The sequence below is a fragment of the Sphingopyxis sp. RIFCSPHIGHO2_12_FULL_65_19 genome (genome assembly GCF_001830555.1).
Taxonomy (GTDB): Bacteria; Pseudomonadota; Alphaproteobacteria; order Sphingomonadales; family Sphingomonadaceae; genus Sphingopyxis.
In genome coordinates this window covers 142,051-148,484 of the sequence record NZ_MIAM01000024.1, presented here as the reverse complement: position 1 = coordinate 148,484, position 6,434 = coordinate 142,051, and the positions used below count along the sequence as shown (strand labels likewise).

Sequence of the window (6,434 nt, the reverse complement as noted above, 5' to 3'; positions counted from 1 at the left end):
GGCGCCTGCCACCTTGAGGTGATCGAGGCGACCGAGCGGTCGATGATGTCGACCGGCGCGATGCTGTGGGGCGGCGCGGCCTATAATAATGGCATCGTCCCGTATAAGAATTACATCTTCGGCGAAGCCTATACGCGCACCGGCGAGCCCGCTTGCGTCCTCTCGCCCTCGTCGCGGCTCACCGCCGAGGAGTATAAGGAAGCGTGCAAGCCGAGCTTCGGCTTCGACAAGATATTGACCGACGAGGAAAAAAAGCGCGGCGCGCTCGCTAAAATATATCCGCTGCCGCGCTGGAGCGTGTTGCCGCCGGGCGACGTCTTTCGGGTGTTCGAGCGCGGCGGGCGCAACATCAACACGCAATTTCCCGAAATCGGCCTGCCGAACCCGACGGGCAGCATCCAGCGGCTGGAGGAGCCGGGGCGCCCCGACCTCAAGCAATCGAACCGCGGTCCCGGCACCGGGCTGCGCGTGTCGATCCCCGTGCTCAACATCCACAAGACGCGTCTCAACGACCCGCTGTCCTGGTTCATGGGCACCAACGACCAGCCCGGTGATTATCGCCATTCGGGCTGTTCGGGCTGCCATGTCGTCTACGCCAACGATCGCGAACCGCGGCACAGCCTGACCTATGCCAAATATGGCCGCGATGGCGAAACGGCGACGGTCGATCCGACGATCGCCGAAAAGAAATGGAAGCCCCAGGATGGGCACGGCGGCGATGCGCACGGCGCCGACGACGGCCATCAGGCCGCTGGCGGTCATGGCGCGCTGGTCGACCCTGCCGATCCCGACGTTCCGACGCGCCCCGCCTCGCCGGCGCGGGGCGAATCGGGCCATCCGATCAGCCACGCCTTCACCCGCGCCATCCCGACCTCGCAGTGCATGTCGTGCCACATGCACCAGCCGAACATCTTCCTGAACTCCTACCTCGGCTACACGATGTGGGATTATGAATCCGACGCGCCGCAGATGTGGCCGGGGCCCGACAACAGCGCGCCGCGCCCCCCGGGGATGAGCGACGAGGAATATCAGAAAAAATATAAGCAGCAGCGCTATCCGACCGCTGCCGAAGTGCATCAGGTGCTCGAACGTAATCCCGAAGCCGCAGCGACGCGCGGGCTGTGGGCCGATGTCGAATTTCTGCGCGACGTCTATGACGTCAACGACAGCAACAAGGACACCCAGTTCGCCGACTATCATGGTCACGGCTGGAACTTCCGCGGCATCTTCAAGCGCGACCGGAGCGGCAATCTGCTGAACGCCGACGGCAATATGTCGACCTATGGCACCGACACGGCCAACATCATCGACCCCGCCGATCCCGAAAAATGGCGCAAAAGCTGTAATCATTTTACCGATCCGAAGGAACGCGACCTCTGCCTGTCCAGCGCCGATCCCGGAAAGCCGGGGGTCGAGGGCAAGTTTGTGCCGCCGGGGATCAACCCCGGCAAGGCGGTCCATATGATGGATATCCACGCCGAAAAGGGGATGCAGTGCGCCGACTGCCATTTCGCGCAGGACAGCCACGGCAATGGCTATATCCAGGGCGAAGTGGCGAACGCGGTCGAGATCAGCTGCAAGGATTGCCACGGCACCGCCGATGCCTTTCCGAACCTCCTGACCTCGAACGTCGCGGCGCGGCCGCAGGGCAATAATCTGGCGCTGCTGCGTAACCCCGATGGACGGCGCCGTTTTGAATTCCAGTATAATGATGATGCCGAGGTGATCGGGCTGATCCAGCGTTCGATCGTCGATCCGGGGCTCGAATGGCAGGTCAGCCTGGTCAAGCAGGCGGTGACGCCGGGACCGCATTTCAACGCCAAGGCGGCGCGCGCCAAGCTGATGGCACGCGCGGGCGCCGAGGATGGCAAATATGAGTGGGGACCGGGGATCGCCAGCGAGGACCGCGCGCACGGCGACGACAAGATGACCTGCTTCACCTGCCACCTCAGCTGGACGACCAGCTGCGGCGGCTGCCATTTGCCGATCGAGGCGAACTGGAAGACCAAGATGCACCATTTCGAGGGTGAGGAGACGCGCAACTTTGCGACCTACAACCCGCAGGTGGCGCGCGACGAGATGTTCCAGCTTGGCCGCCACCAGCTGACCAAGCCCGGCGAACCCGGCCCGGACGGCGAGGTGCGCGGCATCATCACCCCGGTCCGCTCGACCTCGGCGCTGGTGCTGTCATCGACGAACATCAACCGCGAGCGCATCTATGTGCAGCAGCCGCCGATTTCGTCGGCGGGCTATTCGAGCCAGGCGTTCGCGCCGCATTTCCCGCACACGGTCCGCCGTTCCGAAACCAAGCAATGCAGCGACTGCCACTTGTCGGCGGCCGACGACAATAATGCGATCATGGCGCAGCTCAATCTGCTCGGCACCAACTTCGTCAATTTCGTCGGCCTGAACGTCTGGTCGGGTCAGGAAAACAGTTTCCAGGCGACGCGCGTCACCGAATGGGACGAACCGCAGGCGGTGATCGGCAGTTATCTCCAGAAATATGCCTATCCCGACTATTGGAAACTGCACGTCGAACAGAATGGGCGTGAGCTGAAAAACTGGGTGCGCGGCAAGATCTTCGACAAAAAGGGGTCGGGCGAAACCCACGCGCTCGAGGAATTTGCCAATATCGTCCAGGGGACGAGCGGGCGGGTTGGCTGCCTGCAACAGCGCGGCGAATATATGTTCGTGGCAGAGGGCAAGGGCGGTTTCCGCGTCTATGACGTCGCGTCGATCGGCAACAAGGGCTTCTCCGAACGCATCATACGCGCGCCCTTCTCGGCGCTCGGCCACGACACGCATGTCAAAACGAAGAATGCGACCTGCATGGCGCTCGCGACCACCCAGCCGATCAGCGTGTCGCGCAACGAAAATATCGTGAAGAATTTCCCGGAAAACCACGAACAGGTGATGCACGACATCTACCGCTACGCCGTCATCACCGACAGCGTCGAGGGGCTGGTCCTGGTCGACGTCGACACATTGGCCGACGCCGAGTTCCGCAACAACAAGCTGAAGCGCGCGCTGACGTGGAACGAGGGCAATGTGCTGGCGGGGGCGCGGCATGTGACGCTCGCGGGTAGCATCGCCTATATCACCACCGACGCCGGGCTGGTCGTGCTCGACCTGTCGGTGCCGCTTGCACCCAAGGTCACGGCGCAGCTTCCGCTGACCGACGCGCGCGCGAGCGCGGTGCAGTTCCGCTACCTCTGGGTTACCGATGCCGAGGGTGTGAAGCTGTTCGACGTCACCAATCTGGCGCAGCCGGTCGCGGTGCCTGCGGGCACGGTGCGCCTTGCGAACGCGCGGAAAATCTATCTCGCCCGCACCTATATGTATGTCGCGGCGAAGGCGGACGGGCTGGTGATCGTCGATGTCACGCGCCCCGCGGCGCCGATCGTCTGGCCGGGGCTGACCTTTGGCGGCGCGCTCAATGATGCCGAGGATGTGATCGTCGCATCGACCAACGCCTCGTTGTTCGGCTATGTCGCCGACGGGCGGAACGGCATCAAGGTGCTTCAGCTGACCAGCCCCGATAATCCGGGCCTTTATGGCTTTTCGCCCAAACCGACCCCCGAACTCATCGCCTGGGCAAAGACCCCGTCACCCGCGCTCGCGCTGTCAAAGGGCCTCGACCGTGATCGCGCGGTCGACGAGACGGGCGGCCAGATGGCCGTGTTCGGCCGCGTCGGATCGCGGCCCTTCACGCGGCGCGAGATGGAGAAGCTGTTCCTGAACAGCAAAGGCGTCGTCTACAAGGTCCGCGACGAGGTTGACGAAAACGCGTGGCGGCCGCCGCTGCTGTATGCGAATTGATGGGAGCGTCGGCTTTCGACCGATTGCAGACATTGCGACCAGATGTTTTCTGATGCATCTCCGGTCATATGGAAACCAGTCGCGCCATCGTTTCGCTTTCGCTTACTGCCGTACCAGTTACGGGTGACCCATTCGATTTTGATCTGTCGATTGAGCAGCCTTATCTTGAAACAGAGTTTGTTTGGCGCTGCATCGTGACAACAGGCCAATTTCAGACACCGCTAAGAGTTGCAGGAGGCGATGGTTTTCAGGCTCTTTGCCTAGCTATCGATTATGTTCGGTGGACATTTAGGACGTTTGAAGAGGGCGGCGGCAGATTCCTCTGCGCAGGAGAGGACTTCAGTTTGGTCGAAGCCTATCACTTCTCGGCACCAAACTAGCTACGCGTTTCATGTCTGCTATTCGCCCCTCAAGCTCAAAAGCCGGCTGACCGCTGACCACCCCTAAGCGGACGCTTTATCCCGCCTAAAGCCGTTCGGCCTGCACCACCGTGTCCGACGCGCGCAGCGCGGACAATATGCGCATCACATGCTGGACGTCGCGCACCTCGACGACGACGTCATAGGTGTGAAAGCCGCCCTCGCGGTTCGACAGGCGCAAATTGGTGATGTTCGCCATATTGGCGGCGAGGATACCCGACATTTCGGCGAGCGTGCCGGGTTCGTTGCGGATCACGATGCACAGGCGCGCATTGCCGCCCTCGCTGTCCTCCTGCCACCGGAGGTCGATCCAGTCGGCGTCGATGCCGTCGGCGAGCCGGGGGCAATCGATGACATGCACCTCGATCCCCTCGCCCGGCCGCGACAGGCCGACGATGCGGTCGCCGGGAACGGGGTGACAGCAATCGGCGAGCTGATAGGCGACGCCGGGGGTCAGCCCCGCGATCGACACCGCTGCGCCCTGAACCAGCTTGCCGGGCTTGGTCTTCATGTCCGCGGTGATGCCGGGGACGAGCGCCTCTAGCACCGCATTGTCGCTGAACCGCTGCTTGGCGATCGCCACGTAAAGCGCACTGTCGTCTTCGAGTTTCAGCCGTTCCCGCGCGGCGGCACGGGCCTTGTCACCGACCTTGTTGGGCAGGCGCGCGACGATCTCGTCATACATCTTGCGGCCCAGCGCGGCGAGTTCGACCTTTTCCTTCGACCGCACATGGCGGCGGATCGCCGCGCGCGCCTTGCCGGTGACCGCAAAGCCCAGCCAGGCGGGCTGCGGCGTCTGCTTGTCGGACGACAGGATTTCGACGGTGTCGCCGTTCGACAATTGCGTGCGCAGCGGCACCAGCCGACCGTTGACCTTGGCGCCGACGGTGCGGTCGCCCAGCCCGGTGTGGACGGCATAGGCAAAATCGACCGGCGTCGCGCCCTTCGGCAGCTGATGCAGGCTGCCCTTCGGCGTGAAGGCGAAGATGCGGTCCTGATACATCGCGATGCGCGTGTTTTCGAGGAACTCTTCGGGATCGTGCGTCTGCTCCAGAATTTCGATCAGGTCGCGAATCCACCCGGCCTGCCCGTCGGGGGCGGTGCCGCCCTGCTTATAGGCCCAATGCGCGGCAAAGCCGAATTCGGACTGCTGGTGCATGCCCAGGCTGCGGATCTGGATCTCGATCCGCATATTCTGCTGGTGCATGATCGTCGTGTGCAGCGATTTGTACCCATTGCGCTTCGGGGTGGAGATATAGTCCTTGAAGCGTCCCGGCACCATTTTCCATTTGCGATGGAGCAGGCCCAGCGCCGCATAGCAATCGGCGTCGGTGGGGGTGACGATGCGGAACGCGATGATGTCGGTCACCTGTTCAAAACTGACGTGGCGTTCCTGCATCTTGCGCCAGATCGAATAGGGATGCTTCTCGCGCCCCGACACCTCGGCCTCGATGCCGTTCTTGGCGAGCAGCTCCTTGAACTCGCGGCTGATCGCAGCGACCTTGTCCTTGCCCCCGGCGGTCAGCTTGGCAAGGCGTCCGGTGATCGTCGCATAGGCTTCGGGTTCAAGCTCGCTGAACGCGAGCAGCTGCATCTCGCGCATATATTCGTACATGCCGATCCGCTCGGCGAGCGGGGCATAGATGTCCATCGTCTCCTTGGCGATGCGGCGCCTTTTGTCGGGGTTCTTGATGAAATGCAGCGTCCGCATATTGTGCAGCCGGTCGGCAAGCTTGACCAGCAACACCCGGATATCGTCCGACATGGCGAGCAGGAATTTGCGCAGATTCTCGGCCGCGCGCTCATTCTCGGTCTGCGCCTCGATCTTGCTGAGCTTGGTCACGCCGTCGACGAGGCGGCCGACGTCGGCGCCGAACAGTCGCTCGATCTCCTCGGGCGTCGTCAGCGTGTCCTCGAGCGTGTCGTGGAGCAGCGCGGTGACGATCGTCTCGCTGTCGAGGTGAAGGTCGGTCAGGATTCCCGCGACTTCGACCGGATGGCTGAAATAGGGGTCGCCCGAAGCGCGCTTCTGGCTGCCATGTTTCTGCACGGTGAAAACATAGGCGCGGTTGAGCAGCGCCTCGTCGACGTCGGGATCATAAGCGCGCACGCGCTCGACAAGTTCATATTGCCTCAGCATTGCTCCCAATGTCGTTCATGCCGCCCCAAATGCAATGCGAAATTTGCTTGCGCCGA

The 6,434-nt window shown here is 62.7% G+C and carries 3 protein-coding genes; 2 read left to right on the top strand and 1 reads right to left on the bottom strand.

Translation table 11 applies throughout. The annotated features are described in order from the left end of the window. Positions 1–3,819 (top strand): hypothetical protein (locus A3E77_RS08150; RefSeq protein WP_293644818.1); only part of this gene is annotated, 3,819 nt, incomplete at its 5' end. Between the two features lie 68 nt (positions 3,820–3,887). Next, positions 3,888–4,199, top strand: coding sequence for a hypothetical protein (locus tag A3E77_RS08145; RefSeq protein WP_293644816.1), 312 nt, complete (start codon positions 3,888–3,890; stop codon positions 4,197–4,199). Positions 4,200–4,284: 85 nt separating this feature from the next. Here A3E77_RS08145 and A3E77_RS08140 read toward each other — a convergent pair whose 3' ends face one another. Then, positions 4,285–6,378 (bottom strand): RelA/SpoT family protein, encoded by a 2,094-nt coding sequence (locus tag A3E77_RS08140; RefSeq protein WP_293644814.1) that lies wholly within the window; start codon positions 6,376–6,378, stop codon positions 4,285–4,287. Positions 6,379–6,434: the final 56 nt, after the last annotated feature.

What these genes read in the sequence shown, in the direction of transcription:
- A3E77_RS08145 (WP_293644816.1), top strand. Translation starts at nt 3,888, where the DNA reads ATGGAAACCAGTCGCGCCATCGTTTCGCTTTCGCTTACTGCCGTACCA.
- A3E77_RS08140 (WP_293644814.1), bottom strand. Translation starts at nt 6,378, where the DNA reads ATGCTGAGGCAATATGAACTTGTCGAGCGCGTGCGCGCTTATGATCCC.